This window comes from Serratia ureilytica, assembly GCF_013375155.1.
Taxonomy (GTDB): Bacteria; Pseudomonadota; Gammaproteobacteria; order Enterobacterales; family Enterobacteriaceae; genus Serratia; species Serratia ureilytica.
The window spans coordinates 202,912-228,525 of sequence record NZ_JABXOF010000003.1 but is presented as its reverse complement, the minus strand read 5'-3'; the positions used below and the strand labels follow the sequence as shown (position 1 = coordinate 228,525).

Annotated in this window: 22 protein-coding genes; 10 read left to right on the top strand and 12 right to left on the bottom strand. The window is 61.7% G+C overall.

Features of this window, described 5'->3' with window-relative positions:
* The first annotated feature begins 25 nt into the window (after nucleotides 1-25).
* Genes HWW83_RS07615 through entS form a run of 3 tightly spaced genes read left to right on the top strand, consistent with a single transcriptional unit; the run spans nucleotide 26 to nucleotide 10,154 of the window.
* Nucleotides 26-250 (top strand): MbtH family protein, encoded by a 225-nt coding sequence (locus HWW83_RS07615; protein WP_033643114.1) that lies wholly within the window; start codon nucleotides 26-28, stop codon nucleotides 248-250.
* A 51-nt stretch (nucleotides 251-301) separates the two neighbouring features.
* A complete protein-coding gene (locus tag HWW83_RS07610) occupies nucleotides 302-8,812 on the top strand; it encodes a non-ribosomal peptide synthetase (protein WP_176589178.1) in 8,511 nt (2,836 codons plus the stop codon).
* 58 nt (nucleotides 8,813-8,870) lie between these two features.
* Complete coding sequence (entS, locus tag HWW83_RS07605) at nucleotides 8,871-10,154, top strand: enterobactin transporter EntS (protein ID WP_046687064.1); 1,284 nt, start codon at nucleotides 8,871-8,873, stop codon at nucleotides 10,152-10,154.
* Nucleotides 10,155-10,158: 4 nt separating this feature from the next.
* Here entS and HWW83_RS07600 read toward each other — a convergent pair whose 3' ends face one another.
* A complete protein-coding gene (locus HWW83_RS07600; RefSeq protein ID WP_033643111.1) occupies nucleotides 10,159-10,518 on the bottom strand; it encodes a winged helix-turn-helix transcriptional regulator in 360 nt (119 codons plus the stop codon).
* A 101-nt stretch (nucleotides 10,519-10,619) separates the two neighbouring features.
* On the opposite strand from HWW83_RS07600, the gene HWW83_RS07595 reads away from it, so the two are divergent.
* Nucleotides 10,620-11,174, top strand: a complete 555-nt coding sequence (locus HWW83_RS07595) for an NAD(P)H-dependent oxidoreductase (RefSeq protein ID WP_033643110.1) — start codon at nucleotides 10,620-10,622, stop codon at nucleotides 11,172-11,174.
* Nucleotides 11,175-11,211: 37 nt separating this feature from the next.
* Here HWW83_RS07595 and HWW83_RS07590 read toward each other — a convergent pair whose 3' ends face one another.
* The gene (locus HWW83_RS07590; RefSeq protein WP_033643109.1) at nucleotides 11,212-11,988 is read right to left on the bottom strand and encodes an NAD(P)H-dependent oxidoreductase; all 777 of its coding nucleotides are present in this window, start codon (nucleotides 11,986-11,988) and stop codon (nucleotides 11,212-11,214) included.
* An 84-nt stretch (nucleotides 11,989-12,072) separates the two neighbouring features.
* On the opposite strand from HWW83_RS07590, the gene HWW83_RS07585 reads away from it, so the two are divergent.
* Complete coding sequence (locus tag HWW83_RS07585; protein ID WP_033643108.1) at nucleotides 12,073-12,966, top strand: LysR family transcriptional regulator; 894 nt, start codon at nucleotides 12,073-12,075, stop codon at nucleotides 12,964-12,966.
* Nucleotides 12,967-12,979: 13 nt separating this feature from the next.
* On the opposite strand, the gene HWW83_RS07580 is transcribed toward HWW83_RS07585, so the two are convergent.
* The 6 genes from HWW83_RS07580 to HWW83_RS07555 form a co-directional block, all read right to left on the bottom strand.
* On the bottom strand, nucleotides 12,980-13,459 hold the full coding sequence (locus HWW83_RS07580; protein ID WP_033643107.1) for a GNAT family N-acetyltransferase: 480 nt from the start codon (nucleotides 13,457-13,459) through the stop codon (nucleotides 12,980-12,982).
* Between the two features lie 110 nt (nucleotides 13,460-13,569).
* Complete coding sequence (locus HWW83_RS07575; RefSeq protein WP_162997437.1) at nucleotides 13,570-13,731, bottom strand: hypothetical protein; 162 nt, start codon at nucleotides 13,729-13,731, stop codon at nucleotides 13,570-13,572.
* A 141-nt stretch (nucleotides 13,732-13,872) separates the two neighbouring features.
* Nucleotides 13,873-15,939, bottom strand: a complete 2,067-nt coding sequence (locus HWW83_RS07570; RefSeq protein ID WP_163965328.1) for a TonB-dependent copper receptor — start codon at nucleotides 15,937-15,939, stop codon at nucleotides 13,873-13,875.
* Nucleotides 15,940-16,162: 223 nt separating this feature from the next.
* On the bottom strand, nucleotides 16,163-16,570 hold the full coding sequence (locus tag HWW83_RS07565; RefSeq protein WP_071991645.1) for a DUF2946 domain-containing protein: 408 nt from the start codon (nucleotides 16,568-16,570) through the stop codon (nucleotides 16,163-16,165).
* Nucleotides 16,571-16,908: 338 nt separating this feature from the next.
* Nucleotides 16,909-18,210 (bottom strand): PQQ-dependent sugar dehydrogenase, encoded by a 1,302-nt coding sequence (locus HWW83_RS07560; protein ID WP_176589177.1) that lies wholly within the window; start codon nucleotides 18,208-18,210, stop codon nucleotides 16,909-16,911.
* A gap of 10 nt (nucleotides 18,211-18,220) precedes the next feature.
* Nucleotides 18,221-18,646 carry a DUF2231 domain-containing protein gene (locus tag HWW83_RS07555; RefSeq protein ID WP_033650381.1) on the bottom strand — a complete coding sequence of 142 codons (426 nt, stop codon included), beginning with the start codon at nucleotides 18,644-18,646 and terminating at the stop codon, nucleotides 18,221-18,223.
* 168 nt (nucleotides 18,647-18,814) lie between these two features.
* Here HWW83_RS07555 and HWW83_RS07550 point away from each other — a divergent pair, with 168 nt between their 5' ends.
* Nucleotides 18,815-19,273, top strand: coding sequence for a YbaK/EbsC family protein (locus HWW83_RS07550; RefSeq protein ID WP_042784516.1), 459 nt, complete (start codon nucleotides 18,815-18,817; stop codon nucleotides 19,271-19,273).
* A gap of 80 nt (nucleotides 19,274-19,353) precedes the next feature.
* On the opposite strand, the gene HWW83_RS07545 is transcribed toward HWW83_RS07550, so the two are convergent.
* A complete protein-coding gene (locus HWW83_RS07545; RefSeq protein WP_033643102.1) occupies nucleotides 19,354-19,731 on the bottom strand; it encodes a VOC family protein in 378 nt (125 codons plus the stop codon).
* A gap of 24 nt (nucleotides 19,732-19,755) precedes the next feature.
* On the opposite strand from HWW83_RS07545, the gene HWW83_RS07540 reads away from it, so the two are divergent.
* On the top strand, nucleotides 19,756-19,971 hold the full coding sequence (locus HWW83_RS07540; RefSeq protein ID WP_033643101.1) for a hypothetical protein: 216 nt from the start codon (nucleotides 19,756-19,758) through the stop codon (nucleotides 19,969-19,971).
* A gap of 130 nt (nucleotides 19,972-20,101) precedes the next feature.
* Here HWW83_RS07540 and HWW83_RS07535 read toward each other — a convergent pair whose 3' ends face one another.
* The 3 genes from HWW83_RS07535 to HWW83_RS07525 form a co-directional block, all read right to left on the bottom strand.
* Nucleotides 20,102-20,506, bottom strand: a complete 405-nt coding sequence (locus HWW83_RS07535) for a hypothetical protein (RefSeq protein WP_176589176.1) — start codon at nucleotides 20,504-20,506, stop codon at nucleotides 20,102-20,104.
* 6 nt (nucleotides 20,507-20,512) lie between these two features.
* Nucleotides 20,513-20,893, bottom strand: coding sequence for a nuclear transport factor 2 family protein (locus HWW83_RS07530; protein ID WP_176589212.1), 381 nt, complete (start codon nucleotides 20,891-20,893; stop codon nucleotides 20,513-20,515).
* Between the two features lie 228 nt (nucleotides 20,894-21,121).
* On the bottom strand, nucleotides 21,122-22,132 hold the full coding sequence (locus HWW83_RS07525) for a LacI family DNA-binding transcriptional regulator (protein WP_176589175.1): 1,011 nt from the start codon (nucleotides 22,130-22,132) through the stop codon (nucleotides 21,122-21,124).
* Between the two features lie 316 nt (nucleotides 22,133-22,448).
* Between HWW83_RS07525 and HWW83_RS07520 the strand changes: the two genes are divergently transcribed.
* The 3 genes from HWW83_RS07520 to HWW83_RS07510 all read left to right on the top strand — a co-directional run bounded on the left by HWW83_RS07520 (nucleotide 22,449) and on the right by HWW83_RS07510 (nucleotide 25,567).
* A complete protein-coding gene (locus HWW83_RS07520; RefSeq protein WP_033650386.1) occupies nucleotides 22,449-23,372 on the top strand; it encodes a substrate-binding domain-containing protein in 924 nt (307 codons plus the stop codon).
* Nucleotides 23,373-23,439: 67 nt separating this feature from the next.
* Nucleotides 23,440-24,615 carry a Gfo/Idh/MocA family protein gene (locus tag HWW83_RS07515; RefSeq protein ID WP_176589174.1) on the top strand — a complete coding sequence of 392 codons (1,176 nt, stop codon included), beginning with the start codon at nucleotides 23,440-23,442 and terminating at the stop codon, nucleotides 24,613-24,615.
* A gap of 10 nt (nucleotides 24,616-24,625) precedes the next feature.
* Complete coding sequence (locus HWW83_RS07510) at nucleotides 24,626-25,567, top strand: sugar phosphate isomerase/epimerase family protein (protein ID WP_033643095.1); 942 nt, start codon at nucleotides 24,626-24,628, stop codon at nucleotides 25,565-25,567.
* Nucleotides 25,568-25,614 lie beyond the last annotated feature (47 nt).

The window sequence follows — 25,614 nt, the reverse complement described above, 5'->3', positions numbered from 1 at the left end:
ACATTTTGACAGACAGGTAAGGCAAATGACTCAGGAACAACAAAACCCGTTCGATGACGAAAGTCTCCGTTTCTCCGTGTTGGTCAACGCGCAACAGCAGTACTCGCTGTGGCCGCAGTTTGCCGATACGCCGCCGGGATGGCGCGTGTTGATGGGGCCGGCGTCGCGCGGTGAATGTATCGACTATATCGAAGCGCACTGGCAGGACATGCGGCCGGCGTCGTTGAAAGCGGCGGATGCGCCGCGTTAATCGCCGCACAGCCACATCGCTACATTCCGTTTGAGGAAAAGGACAGACACCATGTCAGAAACGCTTTCTTTGCCGGATACTCAGGTCGAGTATCGGGATTATCCGCTGGTTGCGGCGCAACCGGGGATCTGGATCGCCGACCAAATCGCGCTGCGGCGCAACAGCTTTGCCGTGGCGCACTACACCGAACTGCACGGCGATATCGATCGTTCGGCGCTGGAGCGCGCGATTCGCCAGGGGCTGGCGGAGGCGGATACGGTTCAGGCGCGCTTCTTTGAGGCGCAGGACGGCCAGCCGGTGCAACGTTTACCGCTGAACGCGGATCCCGCGCGGGTGCTGGCGCCGGAGTGGTTTGACTTCAGCGCACGGCCAGACGCCGAACAGGCGGCGCTGGCGCTGATGCACGACGATCTGGCGCAGGATCTGCCCGCGGACGGCGAGCGCCCGCTCTATCGCCATGCGGTGATCCGCATCAGCGCCGATCGCTGGTTCTGGTACCAGCGCTTTCATCATCTGACCCTGGACGGCTTCAGCTTCGAGGCCATCACCCGCCGGATCGCCGATATCTACCGCGCGCTGCGCCACGGGCTGTCGCCGGCGGCCTCGCCGTTTACCCCGTTCGGCAAGGTGGTGGAAGAGTTTCAGCAATGGCAAACGTCGCCCGCACGCCAGCGGGCGGCCGAATTCTGGCGGCAGCATCTGCGCGATCTGCCGTCGCCGCTGTCATTGGCGACGGAAAACCGCGAGGTCGAACCGGGCGCTCGGCCGCTCAAACAGGCGCTGGTGCTGCCGGAGTCGCTGTTTGACGAAGCGCTGCGCGATGCGGCGCTGCAGTCGTTGCAACCGGCCGATATCGTCACGGCGGCACTGGCGATGTATCTGGCGCGCATGAGCGGCGAAACCCGGCTCTCCATCGGTTTTCCTTTCATGCGCCGCATGGGCTCGCAGGCGCTGGCGGCGATCGGCCCGGTGGTTAACGTGCTGCCGCTGCTGCTGAACGTGACGCCGGAGATGTCGCTGGCGGACGTCTGCCAGGCCACCGCGGCGGAAATCAAACAGGTGCGGCGCCATCAGCGCTATGAGGCGGAGCAGATCAAACGCGATCTCGGCCTGGTCGGCGGCCATCAGGAGCTGTACGGCCCGGTGATCAACGTCAAGGTTTACCACAGCGCCTTGTCCTTCGACGGTCAAGCGGCCGTTACCCATACGCTGGCGATGGGGCCGGTCGACGACCTCGAGTTTGAGATCGGTTTTCGAAGCGGCGTGCTGACGCTGTCGTTGGTGGCCAACCCGGCCAAATACGCGCCGCGCACCTTGCAAGGCCATGCGGAGCGCATTGGCCATTGGCTGCAGCAACTGGCGCGGCGGCCGCATCAGCCGAACGGTCAACTGGCGCTGGTCAGCGAAGGGGAGCTGCGCCAACTCGCGGCCTGGGGGCGCGGCGCTGAGCTGACGCCGCCGGCGGGCATGGTGTCGATCATGGACGCTTTCCAGCGTCAGGTTGAGCGACAGCCCGAGGCGTTGGCGGTGACCTGCGGCGATGTGCGCCTCAGCTACCGTCAACTCAGTGAACGGGTGATGCAACTGGGGCGCGTGCTGATCGAAAGCGGCATCGGCGCCGAAGACGTGGTCGCCATCGGCATTCCGCGCTCGGTGGACACGCTGGTCGCGCTGTTTGGCGTGTTGGCCAGCGGCGCGGCCTATATGCCGCTCGATCTGGATTATCCGCGTGAGCGTCTGGCGCTGATGTGCGACGACGCGCGGCCGGTGATGCTGCTGACCCACAGCGACACGCGGGCCAACATGCCGGATCTGCCGCAGATCATGTGCCTCGATGAGGCGCAATGCCGGGCGCGCTGCGCGGCCGCCGAGGCCGCGCCGATATCGGACGAAGAGCGGCGCGCGCCGCTGAACGAGGCGCATCTGGCCTACATGATTTACACCTCCGGTTCGACCGGCAAACCCAAAGGCGTGATGTCCACGCACCGCGGGCTGCTGAACCTGTTCTTGTCGCATCAGGCCTCTCTATTCGGCCCGGCGATTGAAAAATTCCAGGCTCGCCGCGGGCGGCGTCTGCGCGCCGGGCATACCGCTTCGTTCTCTTTCGACTCCTCCTGGGAGCCGCTGTTCTGCATGATGATGGGCAGCGAACTGGTTATCTTCGATGAAGAGCTGCGCCGCGACCCCTGGGCGTTGCTCGAACAGACCCAACAGACCCCGATCGATCTGCTGGATATCACGCCGTCGTTCCTCTCGCAGTTGGTGGATTGCGGCCTGCTGAAGGGACAGTTTCCGCTGCCGGCGTTTGTGATGATCGGCGGCGAGGCGGCGACACCGACGCTGTGGAACCTGATGCGGCAGCATCCGGAAGTCGAGATCCATAACTATTACGGCCCGTCCGAATACACCGTCGATACCCTCGGCGCGCCGGTCACGGCCGCAGACCAGCCGGTGATCGGGCGCCCCCTGGCCAATACCGAAGTCTGGCTGCTCGACAGTCGCCTGCAGCCGGTGCCGATCGGCGCGGCGGGGGAACTGTACATTTCAGGCAAGGGCATCGCGCGCGGTTACCTGCGCCGCCCGGATCTGACGGCGGCGCGCTTTGTCGCCAATCCGTTCGCCGACGGCGAGGTGATGTACCGCAGCGGCGATCTGATGCGTTGGAGCGCGGACGGCCAGCTGGTGTTCATTGGCCGTACCGATCACCAAATCAAGGTGCGCGGCTTCCGCGTCGAGCTGGGTGAAGTGGAGAGCGCGCTGGCTGCCTTGCCGGACGTGGGGCGGGCGGTGGTGATCGCCGAGCCGATCGGCGCTACCTATCGCCTGATCGGTTACTGCTCGGTGCAGGATGACGCGCGGCGCGCCTCACCCGCGCTGCAGAGCGAGCTGCTGGGGCAGTTGGCGCAGCGTCTGCCGGATTACATGGTGCCGGCGATCCTGGTGGTGATGCCGGAGCTGCCGCTTAACGTTAACGGCAAGATTGACCGTCAGGCGCTGCCCAAACCGCAGGAGACGCTGGCGCAAAGCCTGCGCCAGCCGGCCACCGAGCAGGAAAGGCTGATTTGCCGCGCCATGGCGCAGCTGTTGGGGATGGAGCGCGTCGGTGCCGACGACGATTTCTTCGCGCTCGGCGGCGACAGCATCTCGGCGATGGGGCTGGGCACCGCCCTGCGGCGCAACGGGTATCTGCTGCGGCCGCGTGAGATCTTCGCGCTGCACACCCCCGCGCGCATGGCGCAGGCGATGCAGCCGCTGGCCGTTGGATCTCAGGCCGCGCGCAGCGTGCAGCAAGGCCCGATCGACGGGCTGCCGATCCTGCACTGGTTTGCCGAGACGGGCGACATGCATCGTCTCTTCGCGCACGGCGTTTTCCTGCGCGTGCCTGCCGAATTGCAACCGGCACAGCTGCGTTATGCGTTGGAACAGCTGCGTACGGCACACCCGGCGCTGGGCGCGCGGATCCGCGACGGCCAGTTGGTGGTTGAAACCGCCGCCGCCGGTGAATTGATGCAGCGTCATCCCGTATCCGGCGATCTGGAAACCGCGGCGGAACAGGCGTTTGATGCCGCGCTGGCGCGCCTCAATCCGGCCGAGGGCAGCATGATGCAGGCCATCTTGTTACAGCGTGACGGGCAGAGCCTCGGGCTGGTGCTGGCGATCCACCACCTGGTGGTTGACGGCGTTTCCTGGCGCATCCTGCTCGACGAACTGCGGCAAGCGGCCGACAGCGCCATGCAGGGGCAGCCGATCGCGCTGCCGCCGGAGGAAACCTCGCTCTATGAGTGGTCCGCGCGTTTACGGGCCGACGCCAAACGCCGGGAAACCGAGCTGCCGTTCTGGCGGCAGATGCTGGCGGACGGCGTGCCGCGCTTGGGGCGCCGCGCGCTGGATCCGCAGACCGATCGTCTCGCTTCGGTGAGCGAACGGCGCACGCTGCTCGACAGCCGGCTGACCGCCGCGCTGCTGGGCGCCTTGCCGCAGGGATACCGCGCTCAGGTCGAAGAGATCATGCTGTGCGCGCTGGCGCTGGCCTGCCGGCGTCATTTCCAGGCCGCTTCGCTGCGCTTTTCGCTGGAGTCGCACGGCCGCGCCGAACTGGACGATAGCCTCGATCTGGCGCGCACCGTCGGCTGGCTGACGGCGGAGTACCCGCTGTGCATCGAACTGCATGACGCCGAACACCACGAGGCCGTGCGCGCGGTGAAACGGGTGACGCGCGCGGTGGCCGATCGCGGCATCGGCTATGGTCAACTGCGCTATTTACATCCGCAGCGTGACGAACTGGCCGCGCTGGCGCAGCGCAATGCGCCGGAGATTTTGTTCAACTACCTCGGGCGCTTCGGCCAGGATGAGGGACACTGGACGCCGCAGCGCAGCCGGACCCGTTTCCGCGACGCCTTCGCAGTGGCGCAGGATACGCAGCAGGCGCTGTGTTACGGGCTGGAAGTGAACATCTTTGTCGAAGAGCGGCGCGACGGCGCGTGTCTGGCGATCAACTGGAGCTGGCTGGAGGCCATCTTCAGCGCGAGCGACATCGAGGCGCTGCATAGGGGCATCGAGCAGGCCGTGCGTGCGCTGTGCGAGTTTGCTGAACGGCATCCCGAACGCGCAGCGGCAACGTTGACGGCGGCCGAGATCGCCCAACCGAACGTCGACGATGAAACGCTGCGCGCCTGGGAGCGGGAGTATGGGCCGTTGGCCGATGCGCTACCGCTGTTGCCCTTGCAGCACGGCTTGCTGTTCCATGCCCAGACGGCGCAGCAGGGCGGCAGTTATAACTCGCTGACGCGCCTGAGCCTCTGCGGCGAACTGGACGCGCCACGGCTCCAGCAGGCGCTGGATGCGGTGATCCGCCGCCATCCGCAGCTGGCCGCCCGGTTCAACCGCGAGGGCGAACCGCTGCAGCTGATACCGCAGGAAAGCCATTGGCCGCTGGACAGCCTCAGGCTGCCGCCGCTGTCCGCCGAACAAGAAATGCAGGCGCTGAATGAGCTGGAGCAGAAAGAGCTGCAGCGCGATCTGTTTAACCAGCCGGGCGCGATGCTGCATGCGCTGTGGGTCAAACACGGCGACAGTGAACGCTGCACGCTGTTCCTCAATGCCCACCACCTGATCGTCGATGGCTGGTCGACGCCGGTGGTGCTCAACGATCTGATGCTCGCATTGCGTGAAGGGATAACGGCGTTGCCGCCGCTGCGTTCGAACTATGCCGATATCGTGCGCCGCCTGGCCGCGCGGGATGCCGACGCCTCGCGCCGCATCTGGCGCGAGACGCTGCAGGACGTGCGGCCAACGCTGCTGTTTGGCGAGGCTCAGGACGACCGCGTGTTTGAGCTGGAAATGACGCTGCCGCCGGCGGAGGAACAGCGTTTGCTGACCCTGTGCCGCGAACGCGGGCTGACGCTCAATACCGTGATGCAGGGCATCTGGGCGCTGCAGCTGGCCGGCTGTTGCGGCCATCAGGACGTGGTGTTCGGCTCGCCGGTTTCCGGGCGGTTTGGCCAGATCGACGGCGTGGAAGAGCACGTTGGCCTGTTCAGCAACACGCTGCCGGTACGCGTACGGCTGGAAAACGGCCGGCCGTTGACGGAACAGCTGACCGCTCTGCAACACCGGCAGATTGAACTGCTGGAGCACGACGATTTGGGATTGGGTGAGATCCAGCACCTGGCCGGCGCGGGCACGCTGTTCGATACGCTGTTGGTGGTGGAGAACTACCCGGACAACGATGCCTTGCTCGGCGGCACAGGTTCCCTGCGCTGCGACGCCATCCGCAACAAAGGCTATACCCACTATCCGCTGACGTTGCTGGTGCTGCCCGGCGAGCGTCTGCGTCTGCTGATGGAGTACCGTGACTCGGTGCCGCAGCCTGAACGCTTCGCCGCGCGGCTGATGGCGCTGCTGCAACAGTGGATCGCCCAACCAGATCTGCCGCTGCCGCGCTGGCAATTGCAAACCCCGCAGGAACAGGCGTTGATCGCGGCGGTCAACCGCACCGCACAGGCGGTAGCGGACACCACCTTGCATCAGGCGATCGCCGATCAAGCTCGGCGCACGCCGGAACGCATCGCGTTGCAGGATGCCGGGCACACCCTCAGCTACCGTGACATGCAGCGCCAGGCCGCGCTGTTGGCCGAACGGCTGACGGCGGCGGGCATTCAGCCGGGCGATATCGTCGCGGTGGCGTTGCCGCGTTCCGTGCGCCTCAGCCTGGCGCTGACGGCGATTGTGCAAACCGGCGCCGCCTGGCTGCCGCTGGATACCGGTTACCCGGATGAGCGTCTGGCCTACATGGTGGCAGACGCCAAGCCACGGCTGATTATCACCGAGAGCGCCTTGGATGCCCGTTTTGCCGCGCTGGCGCCGACGTTGCGGTTCGATGCGCTGGACGACAGCGGGCGCGAACCGATGCAGCGCGCACCGGCGGGGAACGGCGATTATCCCGCCTACGTCCTGTATACCTCGGGCTCTACCGGGCGGCCGAAAGGGGTGGTGGTGAACCACCGGGCGATCGTCAACCGTCTGTTCTGGATGCAGCACGAGTATGCGCTCGATGCGCAGGACGTGGTATTGCAGAAAACGCCGTGCAGCTTCGACGTTTCCGTCTGGGAGTTCTTCTGGCCGCTGATGGTCGGCGCGCGCCTGGTGATGGCGCCGCCGGAGGCGCACCGCGATCCGCAGGCGCTGACGACGTTGATCGACGACTATGGCGTAACCACGCTGCATTTCGTTCCGTCCATGTTGGCTATCTGGGTTGAGGCGCTGAACGAACGTGCGCCGCAGCGCGCCGCCGCCAGCCTGAAACGCGTGTTCTGCAGCGGTGAGGCGTTGTCGTGTGAACTGGCATCCCGCTACCAGGCGTTGGTCGCCGCGCCGCTGCATAACCTGTATGGCCCGACGGAGGCGGCGGTTGATGTCACCTATCAACCGGCGTCCGGCGAGGCATTGGCGGCGGTGAGCGGCGCCGGCGTGCCGATCGGCAAACCGGTCTGGAACACCCAACTGAGCATTCTCGACGCCATGCTGCGGCCGGTGCCCGTCGGCTGCGCCGGCGATCTCTACCTGCGCGGCATTCAGCTGGCCAACGGCTATCTGCATCGGCCGGGATTGACGGCGCAGCGGTTTGTCGCCGATCCCGCCGGCAACGGGGCGCGCATGTATCGCACCGGCGATATCGCCCGCTGGCTGGAAGACGGCAGCGTCGAGTATTTGGGGCGCAGCGACGATCAGCTGAAGATCCGCGGCCAGCGCATCGAACTGGGCGAAATCGAACAGGCGCTGCTGGCGCAGCCGGGAGTAGCGCAGGCGGCGGTGCACGCCATCGAACTGGGTGAGGGCGCGACGGGGCTGGGCGGCGCCGATATGCGGCAGTTGGTCGCCTGGCTGATCGCCCAGCCGGGCGTGACGCTGGATACCGCCGTCCTGCATCAGGCGCTGGAGGCGCGTTTGCCGGCGCACATGATGCCGGTCAGCTATGTCATGACCGACAGCTTCCCGCTCAGCGCCAGCGGCAAGCTGGATCGCAAAGCGTTGCCTCGGCCGCAGCTGAGCCCGCAGAGCGGCCGCGTGCCGCACAGCGACAGCGAGCGCCTGCTGGCGGCGCTGTTCAGCGAACTGCTGGGGCGCGAGACGGTGTATGCCGACGACGACTTCTTCGCGTTGGGCGGCCACTCGCTGCTGGCGATGCGCCTGGCGGCGGAGCTGCGTCGGCGCGTCACCCGGCCGTTGAGCGTCGGGCAGATCATGTTCGCCCGCAGTCTGGAGAAAATGGCGCACCTGCTCGATGATGCGCAGGCCGCCGGCTCGGCCGAGAGCCGCGGCGTCGGCGAGTGCCTGCAGCTGCGGGCGGGCCAAGGCCCGGCGCTGTTCTGCCTGCATCCGGCTTCCGGTTTCGCCTGGCAGTACTCGGGGCTGAGCCGTTATCTGCCGGGGAGCTACCCGATCATCGGCCTGCAGTCGCCAAGGCCGGATGGTGCCATCGCCACCTGCGAGGACATTGAGCAGATGGTCGATCGTCATCTCGCCACTCTGCGCCGCCTGCAGCCGCAGGGGCCTTATTACCTGCTGGGCTATTCGCTCGGCGGCACGCTGGCGCACTCGATGGCCGCGCGTTTGCAGCAGCAGGGCGAAGAGGTGGCGTTCCTCGGCATGCTGGATACCTATCCGCCGGAAGGCCAGGACTGGACCGGCCCCAGCGAGGAAGAGGCGCAGAAGGAGGTGGCGCAGGAACAGGCCGAGTTTATGGCGGAAGATCATGGCGATCCGGCGCTGATGGCGGAGAAGGCGGCGATGTTCGACAGCATCGTCGCCAACTACCGCGACGCGGTGCGCCTTCTTTCTCAGGCGCGCAGTCAGCGTTTCCACGGCACGGCGACGCTGTTTGTCGCCGACCGGACGCTGCCGCCATTGATGGACATCAACGCCGTGTGGGCGCCGTATCTGGATCGGCTGATCTGTCATCACCAAGGCTGCGAGCACGCGGACATTCTGTCGCCGGCCTCGCTGGAGACGCTAGGGCCGCTATTGCATTCGCTGCTGACGCGGCAATACGGGTTGGTATAACGCAACCGGGCCGGGGTGTGCGCCACGGCCCGTACTAAAACATGATATGCAGGACACTATGGCCAAACCTTCTTTTTTTCTTGATTTCAGTTTGCTGAGAAGCAATGCGCATTTTCGTGCGATTTTCTGCGCCCGCATGCTGTCGGTGTTTTCACTCGGCATGCTGGCGGTGGGGGTGCCGATTCAGATCCAGGCGATGACCGGCTCCACGTTGCAGGTGGGCGTGGCGGTGGCGCTGGACGGCGTAGGCATGTTTATCGGCCTGATGTTGGGCGGGGTGCTCGCCGATCGCTACGATCGCCGCAAGCTGATCCTGTTCGCGCGCGGCACCTGCGGGCTGGGCTTTGTCGCCCTGAGTCTGAATGCCTTCGCGCCGGCCCCGTCGCTGTGGGCGCTCTATCTGCTGGCGGCCTGGGACGGGTTCTTCGGCGCGCTCGGCATGACGGCGCTGATGGCGGTGATCCCGCTGCTGGTCGGGCGCGAAAACCTGGCGGCGGCGGGGGCCTTGAGCATGGTGACGGTGCGCATCGGCGCGATCCTGGCGCCAGCGCTGGGGGGGATCATCATCGTGTTCGGCGGCGTCGGTCTCGCCTTCGCCGTCGCGGCGGCAGGGACGCTGGGCACCCTGGTCCCGCTGGTGCGCCTGCCGACGCTGCTGCCGCAGCAGCAGGAGCCGGAACACCCGCTGCGCGCGCTCGCCAGCGGCTTCCAGTTTGTCTGGCGCAATAAGGTGGTCGGCTCGGTGGTGTTGCTGGGGATGTTGATGAGCATCGTCGGCGCCGTGAGGGTGCTGTTCCCGGCGTTGGCGCAGGACGCTTACCACGTCGGCGCGTCCTCTATCGGCCTGATGTACTCCGCAGTGCCGCTCGGTGCGATGCTGGGTGCGCTAACCAGCGGCTGGGTGGGGCGTTTCCCTCGCCCTGGGGTGCTGATCCTGATCGCCGCTATCGTCGCGTTCACCGCCATCGCGTCACTGGGGCTGTTCAGCCATCTGGCGCCGGCGCTGCTGGCGCTGGTGTGTTACGGCTACGCCAATGCCATCGCCTCGCTCTTGCAGTTCATGCTGATCCAGAGCAATACGCCGGATCATCTGCTGGGGCGGGTGAACAGCCTCGGCACCGCGCAGGACGTGACCGGCGATTCGATCGGCGCGCTGGGGCTCGGTGTACTGGGCAGGGTGTTCACCCCATTGATGAGCGTGCTGTCGTTTGGCGCATTCGCCGCAGTGCTCGGCGTGCTGGTGGCCTTCAGCGTGCGCACGCTGCGCCAGTGCCGGCCGGCGGACGCGTTGGTCGAGCACGATGAGCCGGCTCCGGCAACCTCAGCGGCGGCGGACAACTAACCCCTCACGGCGCCGGCTGTTCCGGCCGGTGCCGCTCCCCCCAGTCGCACATCATGTCGATCACCGGGATCAGCGAACGCCCGCGCTCGGACAGGCTGTACTCCACCTTGGGCGGGATCTGCGGATACTCCTTTCTCACCACCAGACGGTCTTTTTCCAGCTCTTTCAACGTCGAGCTCAGCGTCTTATACGAAATGGTGCCGATGCAGCGCTGCAGTTCGTTGAAGCGCAATACCGGCTTATACAACGCCAGCCAGTAGAGAATAATCATTTTGTATTTACCGTTGATCACCGACAGGGTGTAGCCATAACCGGTGTCTTCAAGGCTGATGCCCGTAGGGCTGCAGTGGGATTCGGCGGTCATTTACACTTTCTCCAGGGTAAGTATGTGTCGTGAGTGTGCGTATTTTACATTCTGTCAGCATACCCTAAGATGCGTCGAAACACCTGACTGGAGAGATCAGTATGAAAACGTTGGTGGTAGTGACACATCCCGATATGGCGAACTCGGTGGTCAACAAACGTTGGCTGGAGGAACTGCGGCGCTATCCGGCGCTGTATACCGTGCACGAACTGCATCAGGCCTATCCGGACTGGCAGATCGACGTCGCCAAAGAACAGCAGTTGATTGAAGCGCATGACAACATCGTGCTGCAGTTCCCGATTTACTGGTTCAGCAGCCCGCCGCTGCTGAAAAAATGGCTGGACGACGTGCTCACCTACGGCTGGGCCTACGGTTCTCGCAGTGGCTATAAGATGCAGAACAAGAAACTGGCGCTGGCGGTCACGGCGGGCGTGCGCGCAGAAGATTACGCGCGTGAAGGGCGTTATCGCTACTCGCTGGAGGAGATCTTCCGGCCGTTTGAAGTGACCGCCGATTATGTGCGGGCCGACTATGCTTCGTTCTTTGCCTTTTACGGCAAGGAAGCCGCTTCGGACGGGACGGCAGAGCAGGTTCAGCAACACGAGTTGGACAGCAGCGCGCAGGGCTATCGGGCATTTCTCGCCGCCCTGAATTAAGGGCACGCCCCGGATGCGCCCGGGCGTGCGCATCCGGCTACTCGATGTGAACGCCGAAACCGTCTTGCCCCGGCGCGAGATGCGCTTTCAGCGTCAGCTGCGGGATCAGATAGTCACCGGCGTTCTGCCGCCGGAAGCGGATTGGCTCGGCGTTCCACAGATTATCCAGCCGCTGCCCGAGCTGCTCGCACAGGGCGGCAAAGCGTGCCTCATCGGTTTTGCCGGCGCGGTAGGTGACGAACGGCGGCAGCACCTCGAACCCTGGGTAGTGCAGCATGCCGTGCTGGATCGGGAACAGGATATCGTCGATCGGCCCGTTGATGCCGCGCGGGGCGTAATGGGACTCCCAGCCGCCGGCGGTGACGATCAGCATCGCCCGTTTGCCCGCCAGCGTCCCCTCGCCGTAACGGTCACCCCAATGGGTGTCGGAATGCTCACCGACGCCGTAGGCAAAACCATAGGCATAGACACGCTCGAACCAGCCTTTGAGGATCGCCGGCATCGAGAACCACCACAGCGGAAACTGCAGCAGCACCACGTCCGCCCAGCGCAATTTTTGCTGCTCCCGTTCGATATCGGCGCTCTGCACGCCGTTAGCAAACGCGCGCTGCGAATCCAGCGAAGGATCGAAACGGGGCCCTGATGCGCCTTCCAGGCTGTCGTCGGCGTCAAGCGCCGCTTTCCACTTCATGGCGTACAGATCGGACACCTGTACCTGATGGCCGGCCTGCGCCAGGCGATCAACGGCGAAGTTTTTCAGTGAGCCGGTCAGCGACAGCGGCTCCGGGTGGGCGTAAACAATCAGCACATTCATAACAGCTCTCCTTGGTGTGAGAGCTGCAGGTTAGGGCGTTAGTCGGTATATTAGAAATGAATTACCGTTATCCCAGGTATAACCATGAATAATTTAAGGCGGCTGGATCTCAACCTGCTGGTGACGCTCGACGCGCTGCTGGCGGAGCACAACGTCACGCGCGCGGCGCAGCGGCTCAATTTCTCCCAGCCGGCGGTCAGCGTGCACCTCGCCAAACTGCGGGCGATCTTTGACGATCCGCTGCTGTTGCCCGGCCCGCGCGGCATGCGCCCGACCGCCAGAGCGGAGCAGCTGCGGGAACCGTTACGTCAGGCATTGGCGGCGCTCGAGTTGGCGGTGACGCCGGCGACGCCGTTCGATCCCGCCGTGGCGACCGATACCTGGCGCGTGGCCGCCTTCGACTACGGCGAATCCACCATCGTGCTGCCGGCGCTGAACGGTTTGCGCACGGCGGCGCCGGGCACCCGGCTGGCGGTGCTGGAAATCCCGCCGTCACGCATCGCCAAACGGGCGGAACAGGGGGAGATCGATCTGGCGTTTCACACCCGCGAAGGGGCGCCGCCCGGTCTGCGTCAGCGCACGCTGTTCAGTGAACGCTATGTGCTGGTGGGCCGGGTCGGCCACCCCAAGCTGCATGCCAGGCTGACGCCGGCGCAATTTTGCCAATTGGAGCAGGTGATGGTCTCGCCGGACGGCGGCGGGTTCTATGGCATGACCGACAGGGCGTTGGCGGACGTGGGGCTGACGCGGCGGGTGGTGCTTTCCGTGCCACATTTTCTGTTCGTTATCTCGGTGCTGACGCAGTCCGATTTGGTGGCGATGCTGCCGGAGCGGCTGGTGCGCAACCAGCCTTTATTACAACGGCTCGAGCCGCCGCTGGCGGTGCCGGGCTTTGAAATGACCATGCTGTGGCACGAACGATCGCACCGGGATCCCGCTCACCGGTGGCTGCGCGAACATATCGTGCGTTCAGTGTGAGCGGGTTGGCGGGTTAAAGGGAGAAGCGTTTTTTGACTCTGTCGATCGGCGTGCCATCGCTGAGCGGCACCTGCGGCAAACGGTCGTAATCGCGAAAGCCCATTTTGTGATAGTAGGCGAGGCCACCGACGTTATCCGCCCGAATGGTGGCGTTGATGTGCTTGAAACCGTGCGACTTCGCCGCCGCTAATGTGGCAGGGAACAACGCACTGCCGACGCCGCGCACCTTCGGCGACAGGCGGGAGAAGGTGGCAATATCTGCGGTATCGGGCGGCAGGGCATCATCTGCGCTCAGCGCCTGGAAGCCCACCAACAGCCCATCCACCTCCGCGACCTGGCAGCTCAGCGCATTGCTGCCGCTGATGAACCATTCGCTGAATTCGGCGGGGGTGAGGGGCGTTTCTATCGCCGTCGTGCCGCCGGCGCCGATCACGTCATTCAATAACTGCGTCAGGGCTTCAGCGTCTTGCGGGGTTACCGTTCTGATCTTCATTGCGTTGCTATCTCCTATGATGAATCGGCTGGAACCATCGAAAGAAGATAGACGCAGGCGTCCGATAATGAAATATCAGAACGTGCCGGACCAAAAGACAGTGAGAGGAATTACATGAACAGGAAGCGGTCGGCCAGCGGAACCCCACGTTCGAGGCGCGGCGGCAACGCGTCGTCGCGATCGTCAGGCCGAGCAGCCTGCGGCGCGGCGTCTTCGGCTTTTTCAATCATCAGCTCGCCGAGCAGGGCCAGAAAACGAGTGAGCTTTTGCATATTCCCTCCGGATCCTTGATTACATTGAGAGTGATACTAATCGCCGCTCAACCGAATGGGAAAAACTTAAAACTCATATCCTAAGAACCGGATCGCATATCGCCTGACCGGGCGACGGTTGCCCATCGCCCGGTGTACGGTTTAGAAGGTGACGTTAACCTTGGCCCACAGGGTGCGGCCCGGCTCATTCACCGCGCTGTTGGCCGAATACCCGAAGGCGCTGTTGCCCGCCAGGTTGAGGTGCTCGCTGTAGGTCTTGTTCAGGATGTTATCCAGACCGGCGCTCAGCTTGACGTTTTTATTCACCTTGTAGGCGGCGTTAGCGGAAAGCACGCCGAAGCCGGCGCTTTCGGCAAAGTCTTTGCCTACCACGTTGCCTTCGTTGATCGCCACGCGGTGTTGGCTGCTGACCAAACGCCACAGGCCGGTGCCGCTCCAGTCGCCGTACTCATAGGTGAGCCCCAGACGCGCCTCCAGCGGCGGGATCTGCGGCAGCGGCCGGCCGTCGCTGGTGTTTTTGCCCCAGGAGTAGGCCAGGCTGGCGTCGGTTTTCCAGTGCTCGCTCAGTTGATAACCCATGCCCATTTCGCCGCCCATGATGTTGGCGTTGACGTTATCGGCCTGGCTGAGACGCGCATTGTGCGGATCGTATTTGAACAGGATGAAATCATCGACGCGGCCCACATAAGCGGAGACCCAACCGTTGAAGCGCTTGCCGTTGTATTGCGCGCCGATGTCGAGCTGCGTGGTTTTCTCGCTCTTGACGTTGGAGAACGGATCCTTGCTGCCGTTCGGGCCTAGCTTCGGCGAGAACAGCTCCCAGTAATCCGGGAAGCGTTCGGTATAACCGACGCCGGCATACAGCATCAGCGGCAGCTCGGCCAGCGTATGCTCCAGGCGCATAAAGCCGCTCGGCAGGGTATCTGAACGTTCCCCGTCGCTGCCGCTGCGGAAGTTCTCCACCAGGGTGCGATCGAGACGCGCGCCGCCGATCAGCTTATCCTGATCGCTGGTGGACCACGTCAGCTCACCGAAGGCGCCGTAGCTGTTGAACTGGGCGTCTTTTTCCCAGCTACCGCGGCTCATGCTGCGGTGGGTATTGGTCTGCGTGTCCAGGCCGCTTTCAAGCTTCACGTCCTGCCACTGCCAGGTGCCCATCACGCGGCCGCCGACGGTGCGGCGATCGAGCTGCATCGTCATGCCGGAAGACATCATGTGCCCGCCGTGGCCCCCCATGTTCATGCCGCCATGCCCACCATGGCCGCCCATGCCGCCGCTGCCCGGCGAGCGCAGGGTCACGTTGTCCATCACGTGGTTGGCGTAGTTGTAGTAGACCTGCGCTTCCAACTTATCCAGCACCTCGCCGATGTTGGATTTCTCCACCCGCATGCCCAGGCTTTCGCGTTTGAACTGCGAACCGTCCATGCTGCGGCCGGCATAGCGCGCTTCGCCGTTGCCGCGCCCCATCGTCACTTCCAGCAGCGTGTCGGCATCCGGCGTCCAGCCGAGCGCCAGATCGCCGTTCCATTTGTCCCAGCGCGACGGCACGCGCGTATTCGTTCCGTCCTGGTAATCATTGGCGCGCGACTTGTTGGCCATCACCCGCAGGTAACCTTGTTCGGCGCCGAGGCTGGCGTCGATATTCTCGTCCCAGCGGCCATTGGAGCCGGTCAGCACGCTGGCGTTGCCCTTGATGCCCGGTTTGTCGAAGCGCGGACGTTCACGTTCGAAACGCACCGTGCCCGCCGACGAACCCGGCCCCCACAGCACCGTCTGCGGCCCTTTGGTGATGGTCAGCAGATCGAAGCTTTCCGGCGAGATGTAAGAGGTGGGCGCATCCATTCTCGATGGGCAGGCGCCGAGCATCTCCGAACCGTCAGTGAGAATTTTCAGCCGCGAACCGAACATGCCGCGAAATACCGGATCGCCGTTGGTGCCGCCGTTGCGGATCTGCGAAAAACCGGGAATGGTTTTCAGATAGTCCGAACCGTCGCTGGCGGGCACCGGCTGACGCGGGGTTTTCGGTGATGTCACGATGGTCAGCGGAGAGTAGAGCGGTGCGGTGACGGTGATCACGTCGCCATCATTAACCTGTGCGTCGGTAGGGTGCTGATGCGCCTGCGCCGCGTGGCCGGCCAGCAGGAACAGCGGCATGGCGGTGGTGATTGCGCGGGTGACGGCGTTCTTTTTATAAGCGGGTTTAAACATCATCTTTCCTTAAGCTAACTTTTTTCCATTATTCTCCGGCGATTTATTCAGGCGTGGGGATGCCTGGCGAAAATCACCATCGGAAAATACGGGGGTTAATTCCCTCAACGTGGAAATAACCGGGCTAATAATGTCGTCTCAATGCATAACCATTGGGCGTATTAATTCCGCCATGTTGAAATGATCAACGGCAATACAGAAACGGCAATGGGGTATTGTTAAATCAGAGGAAAGAGACGGGCGGCGCGCGCGGCTGTAATTCGGTATGAACGACGTGGGCAAACAGGGGAACGAGATAATGAGTCGGCGGCGGGCGCGAGGCCAGAGATTGAGACCAGAACAGCGGGGCGTGGCTCACGTCCAGCAGCGGCGCGTGCAGCAACAGCACGCAGTAGCCGCAGGCGCTGTCGTCCATCATCATCGCCATGTTGTGGTGGCCGCCGCCGTGCTGCATCATCGGCGATGCGGCCTTTTCCGGCGCGGCCGGCGGCGAATGCATATCATGATGCATCGGCTTCGGCATCGCCATGCCGCAGTCCGCCATGACGGTCGTTTCAGCACTTCCGGCGCGCGCATGCTCCAGGGATCGCGAGACCACCGGCGCAATGAACAACATCAGAATGGCGAACATCCCTAACCAGGCGGCGGCCCGGTTACGTGATGCAGGGGGCTGAATTAACGACACAATCAACCTAAAAAAGGGTTAACACAGGGGAGGGAATTGTACTGGTTTATGTCGAAATGTTAAAACCTTTTATTTCTGATCAACGATCTGTTGATGAATATATTATCGAATGAGCGCTTTAATTCTGACCGACGGCTATTATTTTTGCGCCAATAACGTGACGGGGATAATATTAATGACGAAAAAACTGGCGAGAACGATTATTCCGCTTTATGACGATCTGGCTGGCGCTGAGGAGTGAGTGACAATGTCACGGGCGAGTTCACCGGAACCCGCCCGTAACCTTACTTCGCGCTGACGCGCCAGACAGTGTTGCCGACGTCATCCGCAACCAGCAAAGCGCCGGTCTTATCGACAGCCAGCCCCACAGGGGCGCCATAGAGTTCCTTCTCATCATCGGAGACAAAGCCTGTCACCACGGCCTTGAGCTTGCCAACCGGTTTGCCTTGTTCAAACGCCACATAGCTGACCCGATAGCCGTTCAGCGGCGAGCGATCCCAACTGCCGTGCTCGCTGATAAAAGCGCCGCCGCGATAGTCGGCCGGCAGAGCGCTCGCGGTGTAGAACAGCAGCCCCAGCGGCGCGACGTGCGAGCTGAGCGCGTAATCCGGCTTGATGGCTTTCGCCACCAGGTCCGGCCGCGGCGGCTGTACCCGTCGATCGACGTGCTGGCCGAAATAGCTGTAAGGCCAGCCGTAGAAACCGCCGTCTTGCACCGAGGTCAGGTAATCCGGCACCAGATCGGCGCCGATTTCGTCACGCTCGTTGACAATCGCCCACAGCTTGCCGCTTTGCGGCTCCCACTGCAGCCCGGTCGGGTTGCGCAGGCCGCTGGCGAAGATGCGGCTGGCGCCGGAGGCGGTGTCCACTTCCAGCACGGCGGCGCGCCGGTACTCTACGGCCAGGCCGTTTTCGGTGATGTTGCTGTTGGAACCGATGCCGACATACAGCTTTTTCCCATCCGGGCTGGCCAGCAGGGCCTTGGTCCAGTGATGGTTGATGGTGTCCGGCAAATCGGCCAGTTCTTTGCCCGGATCGCTGATGCGCGTTTCGCCAGGCTGATAGGCGTACTGCATGATATTGCCGGTATTGGCCACGAACAGCGTATTGCCAATCAGCTGGACTCCGAACGGGGAATCGAACCCCTCGAGGAACACGTGCTTTTCCCAGTTGCCGCCGGCGGTCGGGCGCAGCAGGGTGATGCGATTGCCCCCTTTGCCGCCTTTACCGGATTGGCCTTTCACCAGGCCGGCGATCAGCTGCTTGGGCGTGCTCACCGCTTCCGTGCCCGGCCCGTTGGCCTCCACGACCAACACGTCGCCATTGGGCAGCGTGAGCAACTGACGCGGATGAAGCAAATCGTCTGCCACCTTATCGATTTTCAAGCCTTCCGCCACTTTCGGCGTCTGATCTTGTTGCCAGCCAACGCCCTTAGGCACCTGCATCGGCGGCATCAGAAAGTCTTGCGCCGCCGGCAACGTCGGGTCCGGGCCCATTTGTTGCTCTGGCGAAATGACGGCGCTGTTATCGCAGCCGGCCAAGGCCAAAACGGCGGAAAGGGTGAGCGCCAGAGATGAGAGCTTCATGAAAACCTCCTTATTTTGCGCGGGCGCCAAGGGCCAGCAGAATATTCGCCAGGCTGAGCAGCGCGACCACGATCGCAGACAGCACCAGGCCTTGGGGCACCACGGCATACGCATCCCGGCTATGCACGAAAGCGTTGATAATGGCGAGAACGATGGCCAGCAAATTCAGCCAGAAATGGAGTTTGACCGACGATCCCCGCAGCCGAGCGCTGCCGAACCATACCTGTACCAGGTTAATCAGGCGGGGAATGATGGCAAAAATCAGGCCGATGGCAATTAGCCAACTTGCGCCATTGACCCACTGAATATTAGCGGTACAGGCATAAATGATGTCGAAAATCAGCGCCGCGGTGAAAAATCCGTAAGGTATCGGGTTGAGCCATTCATAGACGGCCACTGCGGCCGCTGAGGGCCTTGCTGTCGTTTGCGTGGTCATGCAGGCATCTCCATGAAAAATGATGGGTAAAAAGGCCATTGGCCCCTTAAAGCTTTGTTCAGATCCAGCGATTTGAACAATTTTGATTCTCATTTTTAGCATGCGATGTTAAAACCGAAACCATCACTTCGGCATTATCAATGGTTTAGCAATATCAGGAGGCAGGGCATGAGCATAGAACGCGTTCAGCGTTTTCTGGCCGAGCACGCACCGGAGACGACGGTGACGGTGCTGGCAAAGAACACCGCAACGGTGGCGCTGGCGGCAGAAGCCTTTGGCGTGGAGAGCGGGCAGATCGCCAAGACGCTTTCGTTTCGCGTTAACGGCGATGTGGTGCTGCTGGTGATGGCGGGAACTGCCAGAATCGACAACAAGAAGTACAAGCAATTCTTCGGCGTGAAGGCGCGTATGCTGCCGGCGGAAGAGGTTGAAGCATTAACCGGCTATCCGCCCGGCGGCGTTTGTCCCTTTGCCGCACCGGAGGCGGTGAGGATCTACTGCGATCATAGCCTGCGCGCTTTCGATGAAGTGCTTCCGGCAGGCGGCAGCGATAACTCCGGCGTGAGAATTGCGCCACAGCGGCTGGCCGGCATCACGGGAGCGGAGTGGATTGACGTGACGGGGTAACTGATAGTGACGCCGTCACAATACGTTATGTTAAATACAGAGTCTTTTCTCTGTATAATTATTTGTTTTTAAATGGAAAACTAGGCTATCGCATTGTGGCAGACCGCCTCGATATTATGACCATCCGGACCAATGACAAACGCCGCATAGTAGTGGGCATGATAATTGGGGCGTAAACCGGGCGCGCCATTGTCTTTGCCGCCGGCGCTTAACGCGGCGTGATAGAACGCATCGACCTGTTCACGGCTGCTTGCGGTAAATGCCAGGTGCAGATGCGCCGGTTTTTCATCGGTCTGAAACAGGCATAATGACACGTTACCCCGATCGGGACACAGCTCAACGCCATAATCGGGTTCACCTTCGGCAACGATCTTTACGCCCAGCGGCGCCAGCGCATTAAGGAAAAACGCTTTGCTCAGAGCAAAGTCGCTGACGCCAAATTTCACATGGTCAAACATGGGGATGTCCTGGAGTGTGGAAGAATGTTCCCATTCAGTATAGCCAACGCCATGAAGGCCACCGGAAACGGTGAAGACGAACGCCAGTACGCATTTGGCAGGCAGAAGTTGTTCATTTTTATGGCGCGTTTTGGTGAAATCTGCAGTATCGCAGTAGCCATGTTTTATCAGATTTCACGTAGCGCGATCAAAAAGGCGGGGGGATTTCGCCTCAATATCCCCAGAGATGTATCGCTATAAGCATGCCCGGTCATCATTAATGGCAGAACGCATTTATCTATGATCCTCAGTGGGTGGAACGTGATAAAGCTGAAACTTCGCGAGATACTGGCTGGCGGCCAAACCAACGATTGATAATTTTGCTGGGCGGTTAAGCGGCGTTGGAACGCCAGGTACCGAAATCCTGGGAAGCGGCAGCGCTGTTCAGAGATTTTTGCGCAAACATCATAGTGTCGCTCAGCAATAAGCGGCAATGGCAATGAAGCCTGCAGCGAAAACTCGACGGCTTAAGACCAGCTGAAAAACGAATTCGTTCAACGGCATGAGCAACGGGCGTTGAAATGGTTGGCCACAGGAGAAAACCCATGATCAAGCCAGGACGCCAGAATCCACGTATAACCACATGGGTGCGCATAATGTATATTATGTTAAATTGTATTATTGGATACGCACCGCCGTTAGCCTGGCCGTCCTTTCTCACCTCACCTTCAAGCCTTATCAGGCTGCTAACCTTTTTTATGTTTAAGCCCATCATCAGCCCGTTCAGTTTCAGCACCTCAGTTTAATCCTCGGTCGGTGTGCCCTGATGAAACCGCATCTGCCAACCGGCCTTTTCCGTCAGCATCCAAATCGACGACCGTTCTGTGCAACGAATGGCGTTGCCCTGCGCGTTGCGTTGAAAACTCTTATACGTCAGCAACACGGCGCCTTCACTGATTTTCGCCAGCGTAAAACCTTCGGCAACAATCTGCGGATGCTCAGTTTCCATTTCCAGCGCCGCAACGGTCTGGCGTTTGTCATAACGCAGACCTGAGCGACCAATCTCTTCAAAGTCTTCATGCAACAATGCCGCGATGCGCTGCGGATCGCGGCGCACCGATGGCTGATGCAGTTCAACCTCAAGCGTCTGGATTTGGCTAAACAACTTTGCAGAATGCGTCAAAATGCCCTCCTTTTTGATCGCGCTACGTGAAATCTGGCAAACTTCGGCAGTCAATCTACACCAGAATGACTCTCGTGAAACCTGACTTTGCCATGGCGCCCCCAGCGGTACTCGCCACCGCTGGCTATGGGGCATCTGAAGGTAACACTTTCTCTTCTATAGAGTTTTTTTATCGCGACGAGTTCTCATTAAACCTCCAAAGTGACGCCGTCACCAAAAGGAAAAACCTCACGCCTGTTTCTCTCCCAGGTGCGACCGCCGAACCCGCAATTCCCCATGTCGCCAGGCACCGTCTGCCGTGGTGCGATTATCGAGCAGGCGATTCAAGGCTTCTTCGACCAGCCGGTCGATGCGTTGGCTGTAGCTGGTCAGCGCCCAGTTGGCTGATCCGGCCTCGTCGATATCGTCGAAACCTACCACGGCCATTGCAGACGACGGTGCCACTTGCCTGAGCGCTTCGAGCGCCCCCAGCGCCAACACGTCGTTCTCGCAGAACAGCGCCTCAACCCGCTCGCTTTCCGGCGTTGCCTGCAGGTATTCGCTCATCAGCTGGAAACCGCGTTGGCGATCGTAGTGGCCAGCCGTGAGCACCCGATCCAGCTGAAAGCCAGAGGTTATCAGCCTATCGCGGTAGCCTTCCATGCGCAGCAAATGGCTACTTTGCGTGTCTGGCCCCTTCATGTAGCCAAAGCGCCGATGCCCTTGTTCTATCAGCAACTCAGCGATCTCTTCGCCGGCGCGGTAACCGTCGATATTGACCACATCAATGTGTTCGCTTTCCGTATTGCGGCACACCTGCACCAGCGGGATCTGATGCAGATCTTGCGCGATCGCCGCCCACTCTTGGGTTAACACCGTCGCCAGGAACAAAATGCCATCGACCTGCAGCTGATCGGCCATCGCCATCACCGCCCGGTAGTTTTCCCCCGCGGTGATGTTCAACAGCAGCGCCATATAGCCGCGGGTTTGCAGTTGTTTGGTGACCATATCGAGCATCATCATCGAATGCGGGTTCTTCATTTCGTCGATGGCCACGCCGATGATGTGCGTGCGTTTTTGCGACAGGCTGCGCGCCAGCAGATTGGGTCGATAGCCCAGCTCGGCCGCCGCCGCCAGTACGCTTTCACGCGCGCTGTCTGAGATCGACGCACCGGGCGTAAAGGCGCGCGATACCGTCCATTTAGAGACGCCGGCCTTTTCGGCGACGTCGCTGGCGGTGGCTTTGTGGTGTTTCGTCATGGTTGCGTCGATCCCTGCTTCGGTGAAGTCACACTATACCCTGCTCGCTCAGATCCCCTAAGCGCCTGCCGGCATACCTGCTGCGATTATGTCCCGTTTTTGCACCCGATTGCAATTTGTTATGCAACCGGGTGCAAAACATAAAGAGTTTGTGATCGTCCGCGCTGTTTTCACCTTTCCCCTGTTGACCAAATTTTATCCATGGCCGACATTCACGGTGGCATTCAGAGACTCATCGCCGTTTTGTCTCCTGTTTTGCACCCGGTTGCAAAACACTGTTTTTACATAACACCTCTCTTCTCAACAGGATACCGTAATGAAAAAAACCAGACTGTTGTTGATGTTAGCCTGCTCGCTGTTTGTCGTGACCGCCCAGGCCAAGACCTACCAGGTCGGCGTGGCGCTGGCCAACTTCGATCTCAACTTCGTCTCTATCCTGCGCAGCCAAATGGCGCGGGAACTGGTTGCGCAGCAGCTGCAAGGCCAGTTCGTTGATGCCAAAGGCGATGTCGCCCTGCAGGTGCAGCAGGTAGACGATCTGATTAATCAGGGCGTGGACGCCATTATCCTCAACCCGGTCGATACGCAAGGCGTTCAGCCGATGATAGCGGCCGCCCAACGCGCCGCTATCCCCCTTATCTTCGTCAACCGCAAACCCGAAGTGCCGCTGAGCGGCGCGACGGCCTACGTCGGCTCCGATTCGGCGCTCAGCGGTCGCCTGCAGATGGAGGCTCTGGCGAAAAAAATGAATTACCGCGGCAACGTGGCGATCCTGATGGGCGCCCTCTCCAACGAAGAAACCCGCGAGCGCACCCGCGCGGTGGAGGCGGTGATCGCCAAACACAAAGAGCTGAAAGTGGTAGAGAAACAGACTGCGAAATGGCAACGCAATGAAGCGGTCGACGTGGTCTCCGGCTGGTTGCTGAACGGCGTACCGATCGATGCGATCGCCGCCAACAACGATGAGATGGCCATCGGCGCGATCATGGCGCTGAAGCAGGCCAAAAAGAACGGCGTACTGGTTGCCGGTATCGATGGCACGCCCGACGGCCTGCAATTTATCAAAAACGGCGACCTGGCGGTGACCATTTTCCAGGATGCCAAAGCCCAGGCGATCGGCGCGGTGCAAGTGACCCGAGCGATGTTGGATCACGCCAAAACCGAGTCTTACAACTGGGTGCCTTATGCCACCGTGACGCGAGAAAACTACCCGCAATTTGCGCAAATGAACCAGAAATAAACCGTTGCCACTCTCTTTTTCAACCCACTTTGCACCCGAGTGCAAAACCACAGTATCAGGAGTCAGCATGTTAAATGGTGAAAGAAGCATCCCTCGCCCGCTGCGTTGGGCGATGATCGGCGGCGGCCGCCTCAGTCAGGTGGGCTACAAGCACCGTTCCGGCGCACTGCGCGACAATACCGCCTATCGGCTGGTTGCCGGCGCTTTTGATATCGACGCGGCGCGCGGGCGTGAGTTTGGCGTCAATCTCGGCGTGCCCGCTGAACGCTGCTATGACGACTATCAGCAGTTGCTGAAACAAGAGGCCTACCGCGAAGATGGTGTTGAGGTGGTGACCATCGCCACCCCTAACGGCACCCACTATGAAATCACGCGCGCCGCGCTGAATGCCGGCCTGCATGTCATCTGCGAAAAACCGCTGTTCTTCACTACGGCGGAGGCGAGAGAAATCAAGGCGCTGGCGGCGGAGAAAGGCCTGATCGTCGGCGTAACCTACGGCTTCTCCGGGCATCCGCTGCTGATGCAGATGCGCGCCATGATCGCGAACGGCGACATCGGCGAAATACGCATGGTCGAATTGCAGTACACCCATGGCTTCAACGCCAACGAAAGCGCGGACACGTTCGAGGCGCAAAAGTGGCGCGTCGATCCGAAAATCGCCGGCCCCTCCTTTGTTCTGGGTGATATTTCTACCCACACCTTCTACATCTCACAGCTGGTGATGCCCGACATGAAAATTGCCTCCCTGCTGTGCGATCGCCAGAGCTTTATCCCTTCCCGCGCCCCGCTGGAAGACAATGCCATGGTGCTGATGCACTACGAAAACGGCGCCGTCGGCCGCATGTGGGCCTCCGCCATCAACGCGGGCGCGATGGACAGCCAAAGCATTCGCGTGGTGGGCGCACGCGCCAGCCTGCAATGGAGCGATTCCACGCCCGGCGAATTGCGCTATGAGATCCAGGGGCGGCCCAACCAAACGCTGCACCACGGCATGCCCTATCTGGACGACAGCGCGCTGGCCGAAGAGCGGCTCGGCGCGCTGCATACCGAAGGGCTGGCCGAATCCTGGGCCAATATTTACCTCAAGTTCGCCATCGCCATCAGCGCCAGCCAGCACGGCGATCGGCAAACGCTGGCCACGCTGATCTATCCGGATATCGATGCCGGGTTAGAAGGCGTGCGCTGGATTGAAAACTGCGTTCGTTCCGCCGACAACGGCGCCACCTGGGTCAATTACCTATAAGGAAAACACCATGAAACTTTCATTCTGTACCGACAGCCTGGGCCATTTGCCCTTCGAGCCGATGCTGGATCGGTTGCTGGAGCTGGGGGTGCGCGGCGTGGAAATGACCACCGGCGGCTGGTCTCCGGCGCCCCATCTGGATACCGACGATCTGCTGGCCAACCCGGCCAAACGCCGGCAGCTGCAGCAGGCCCTGGCCAGCCGCGGCATGGAGATCGCCGCGCTCAATGTCTCCGGCAATCCGCTCGATCCGGGCGAGCTGGGGCAGCGTCATCTGCGGCAAACCGACAATACGCTGGAGCTGGCCGGCCTGTTGGGGGTGAAGAAGATCGTCATGATGAGCGGCCTGCCCCCGGCCAGCCCGCATGACACCATCCCCAACTGGATCACCTATACCGTCAGCTGGCCCCCTACGGTGAAAAACTGTCTGGACTATCAATGGAATGAGGTGGCGATCCCCTATTGGCAGGCGCTGGTCGCCCGAGCCAAAGCGTGCGGCGTCGAGCGCTTTGCGCTGGAAAACTTCAGCGCCATGCTGGTGTGGAACCCGGAAACGCTGTTCCGGCTGCGAGAGGCCGTTGGCCCGATGGTGGGTCTGAACCTCGATCCCAGCCACTTGATCTGGATGGGCGCAGATCCCATCGCGGTGGCCCGCGCCCTTGGGCCCGCCATTCACCATGTGCACGGCAAAGACGTACGCCTTGAGCGCGGCGTCGTCGAGGTTAACGGGCTGCTGGAGACCAAACCGATAGACGAGGTAGCTGACCGGGCCTGGAATTATGTCGCCGTCGGCTGCGGCCGGGATCTGCAGTGGTGGAAGGAATTCTTCTCGGTGGTGCGCATGATGGGTTACAACGACTGGGTGTCACTGGAAATGGAAGACTTGACCATGTCGGTCGATGCCGGCATCGCCTCTTCCGTTCAGGCGCTGCAGCAAACCCTCAGCCAATAAATATCCTGCGCAGCGGCCACGGCCGCTGCGCCACCCAGTGAATTGCC

What these genes read in the sequence shown, in the direction of transcription:
- HWW83_RS07615 (WP_033643114.1), top strand. Translation starts at nt 26, where the DNA reads ATGACTCAGGAACAACAAAACCCGTTCGATGACGAAAGTCTCCGTTTC.
- HWW83_RS07610 (WP_176589178.1), top strand. Translation starts at nt 302, where the DNA reads ATGTCAGAAACGCTTTCTTTGCCGGATACTCAGGTCGAGTATCGGGAT.
- entS (WP_046687064.1), top strand. Translation starts at nt 8,871, where the DNA reads ATGGCCAAACCTTCTTTTTTTCTTGATTTCAGTTTGCTGAGAAGCAAT.
- HWW83_RS07600 (WP_033643111.1), bottom strand. Translation starts at nt 10,518, where the DNA reads ATGACCGCCGAATCCCACTGCAGCCCTACGGGCATCAGCCTTGAAGAC.
- HWW83_RS07595 (WP_033643110.1), top strand. Translation starts at nt 10,620, where the DNA reads ATGAAAACGTTGGTGGTAGTGACACATCCCGATATGGCGAACTCGGTG.
- HWW83_RS07590 (WP_033643109.1), bottom strand. Translation starts at nt 11,988, where the DNA reads ATGAATGTGCTGATTGTTTACGCCCACCCGGAGCCGCTGTCGCTGACC.
- HWW83_RS07585 (WP_033643108.1), top strand. Translation starts at nt 12,073, where the DNA reads ATGAATAATTTAAGGCGGCTGGATCTCAACCTGCTGGTGACGCTCGAC.
- HWW83_RS07580 (WP_033643107.1), bottom strand. Translation starts at nt 13,459, where the DNA reads ATGAAGATCAGAACGGTAACCCCGCAAGACGCTGAAGCCCTGACGCAG.
- HWW83_RS07575 (WP_162997437.1), bottom strand. Translation starts at nt 13,731, where the DNA reads ATGCAAAAGCTCACTCGTTTTCTGGCCCTGCTCGGCGAGCTGATGATT.
- HWW83_RS07570 (WP_163965328.1), bottom strand. Translation starts at nt 15,939, where the DNA reads ATGTTTAAACCCGCTTATAAAAAGAACGCCGTCACCCGCGCAATCACC.
- HWW83_RS07565 (WP_071991645.1), bottom strand. Translation starts at nt 16,570, where the DNA reads ATGTTCGCCATTCTGATGTTGTTCATTGCGCCGGTGGTCTCGCGATCC.
- HWW83_RS07560 (WP_176589177.1), bottom strand. Translation starts at nt 18,210, where the DNA reads ATGAAGCTCTCATCTCTGGCGCTCACCCTTTCCGCCGTTTTGGCCTTG.
- HWW83_RS07555 (WP_033650381.1), bottom strand. Translation starts at nt 18,646, where the DNA reads ATGACCACGCAAACGACAGCAAGGCCCTCAGCGGCCGCAGTGGCCGTC.
- HWW83_RS07550 (WP_042784516.1), top strand. Translation starts at nt 18,815, where the DNA reads ATGAGCATAGAACGCGTTCAGCGTTTTCTGGCCGAGCACGCACCGGAG.
- HWW83_RS07545 (WP_033643102.1), bottom strand. Translation starts at nt 19,731, where the DNA reads ATGTTTGACCATGTGAAATTTGGCGTCAGCGACTTTGCTCTGAGCAAA.
- HWW83_RS07540 (WP_033643101.1), top strand. Translation starts at nt 19,756, where the DNA reads ATGTTCCCATTCAGTATAGCCAACGCCATGAAGGCCACCGGAAACGGT.
- HWW83_RS07525 (WP_176589175.1), bottom strand. Translation starts at nt 22,132, where the DNA reads ATGACGAAACACCACAAAGCCACCGCCAGCGACGTCGCCGAAAAGGCC.
- HWW83_RS07520 (WP_033650386.1), top strand. Translation starts at nt 22,449, where the DNA reads ATGAAAAAAACCAGACTGTTGTTGATGTTAGCCTGCTCGCTGTTTGTC.
- HWW83_RS07515 (WP_176589174.1), top strand. Translation starts at nt 23,440, where the DNA reads ATGTTAAATGGTGAAAGAAGCATCCCTCGCCCGCTGCGTTGGGCGATG.
- HWW83_RS07510 (WP_033643095.1), top strand. Translation starts at nt 24,626, where the DNA reads ATGAAACTTTCATTCTGTACCGACAGCCTGGGCCATTTGCCCTTCGAG.